1 protein-coding gene is annotated in these 2170 nt (G+C 58.4%); it reads right to left on the bottom strand.

Annotated features, from left to right (window positions below; genetic code table 11):
- Positions 1-125: 125 nt before the first annotated feature.
- Complete coding sequence (locus AC24GY_RS29380) at positions 126-2012, bottom strand: potassium transporter Kup (RefSeq protein ID WP_422319081.1); 1887 nt, start codon at positions 2010-2012, stop codon at positions 126-128.
- Positions 2013-2170: the final 158 nt, after the last annotated feature.

The following is a 2170-nucleotide window of genomic DNA, read 5'->3' as shown; positions in this document are numbered from 1 at the left end:
CTTCTTCGCGTTACATGGACGTTATTCCTATGCCGCCTTCTTCATGGCTTGGGTTTTCTGACTGGCCTTGGGCTTAGCCCTGGTCGAACAGGGATTGTTGATTTGCGAAGTGGGGATCCGACCCGCTACACCTCCAGCTGAATCCCCAGCTCAATGACCTGCCGTGGTGGAAGATCAAAGTAACCCGTCGCAGGGCGGGACATGCGCGAGAGCATCACAAACAGCTTTTTCCGCCACGCCGCCATCTTGCCGGGCCCGTTCGTCAGCAGCACTTCGCGGCTCTGGTAGAAGGTGATGCCGTTGCGCTTCACCTTGGTCTTCTCAGACATCGCCATGCAAAGGTCATTGAACACATCGGGCGACTCGGAGAAACCGTAGCGCAGGATGACGCGGTAAAACTCCTCGTGATACTCGCTGATCTCGTGGCGCGACTCTTCGCGGACATACGGGACATCCGCAAACTTCACACTCAGCAGCACCACCTGCTTGTGCAGCGCCTTGTTGTGTTTCAGGTGGTGCAGCAGCGCGAGCGGCAGGCCGTCGGCGCTGGCAGACATGAAGACCGCCGTGCCGGGCACGCGTATGATGCGGTCCTTTTTGATTTCATCGATCAGATGCACCACCGGCAGGCGCCCACGCTGCATGGCCTGAAACAGAATGGCGCGACCATCCGTCCACGTTTTCATGATCACCCAGATGCACGCCGCCACGGCCAGCGGAAACCACGCACCCTGCATGAATTTGATCAGGCTGCCGGAGACGTAGCCCAGCTCAATGATCGTAAACACCAGCACCGGCAGAAAGGCTTTCCAAAACGCCCAGCCCCAGATGCGGCGGGCCACAAAGAAGAACAGAATGCTGGTGAGAAACATCTCCATCGACACCGAGAGACCGTACGCGGAGGCAAGATTGCTCGATGTCTCAAAGCCGATCACCAGCGCGATGCAGGCCACCATCAGCAGGAAATTCACCTGCGGCATGTAGATCTGCCCGCGCACATCCGGATTGGTGTGGATGATCTTCAGACGTGGCAGATAACCGAGCTGCACCGCCTGCTGCGTGAGGGAGTAAACACCCGTGATCATCGCCTGCGAAGCGATGATCGTCGCTGCCGTCGCCAGGATGATCATCGGCACCAGCAGCGGCTGCGGCACCAGTTTGAAGAAAGGATGCTCCAGCGCCGCCGGATCGCTGATCACCAGCGCACCCTGGCCGAGGTAGTTCAGGATGAGCGAAGGATACACGAGCATGAACCACGCCCGCTTCAGCGGCTTGGACCCGAAGTGACCGATGTCCGCATACAGCGCCTCACACCCAGTCACCGCCAGCAGCACCATGCCCATGATGACGATCCCATGATATCCATGATGCATCAGGTAATAAATCCCCCAGTGCGGAGACAGCGCCACGATGACTTCCGGATGCTCAATGAAACGATAAAATCCCAGTGACGCCAGTGCCGCGAACCACAGGATCATGATCGGGCCAAACGCCACGCCAATCCGCGCCGTGCCGTGCTTCTGCACCATGAAAAGGCCAAAGATGATCGCCACGGAGATGTACACGATCACGTGCTGGGGCAGGGTGGAGCTGATCTGCTTCATCCCTTCCACCGCAGAGAGCACCGAGATGGCCGGGGTGATCATGCCATCGCCATACAGCAGCGCCGCACCAAACAGCACCACCAGCACCACAAAGGCGCTGGACTTGGGGCTCAGGGCCTCCTTTTTGGAGCGCAGCAGGGACAGCAGCGCAAACATCCCGCCCTCACCCTGCGCCGTCGCCTGGCTCAGCAGCCCGAGGTATTTGATCGAAACCATCAGCGTGAGCGACCAAACCATCAGCGAGATCGGCCCGTAGATCATGTCCACTCCATCCCGGCCTGGCACGTAACCCGCATGCGTCAGGCACTCACGCAGCGCGTAAAGCGGACTCGTACCGATGTCCCCGAATACCACACCCAAGGCAACTAGGGCCAGGGTCCAACTGTTTGAGTTTTTGTGTTCTGACATGAGGAATCTTCAGGACAATCCCGAAGCCCTGTTTGAATCAGGGACCAATGCTGTTAGCCAGTGTGGTCAAAGATGCAAGAGACAGTTCGGCGCACCGGACTGTGTGTATGAACAGCTGCATGCACAAGGTAATCACGAGCTTCAGCTCGTTCCGGGCA

This window comes from Prosthecobacter sp. Pr1 (assembly GCF_057652315.1).
The sequence above is the reverse complement of the archived record's forward strand: the minus strand, read 5'-3'. Positions and strand labels throughout refer to the sequence as shown.

What these genes read in the sequence shown, in the direction of transcription:
- AC24GY_RS29380 (WP_422319081.1), bottom strand. Translation starts at nt 2,012, where the DNA reads ATGTCAGAACACAAAAACTCAAACAGTTGGACCCTGGCCCTAGTTGCC.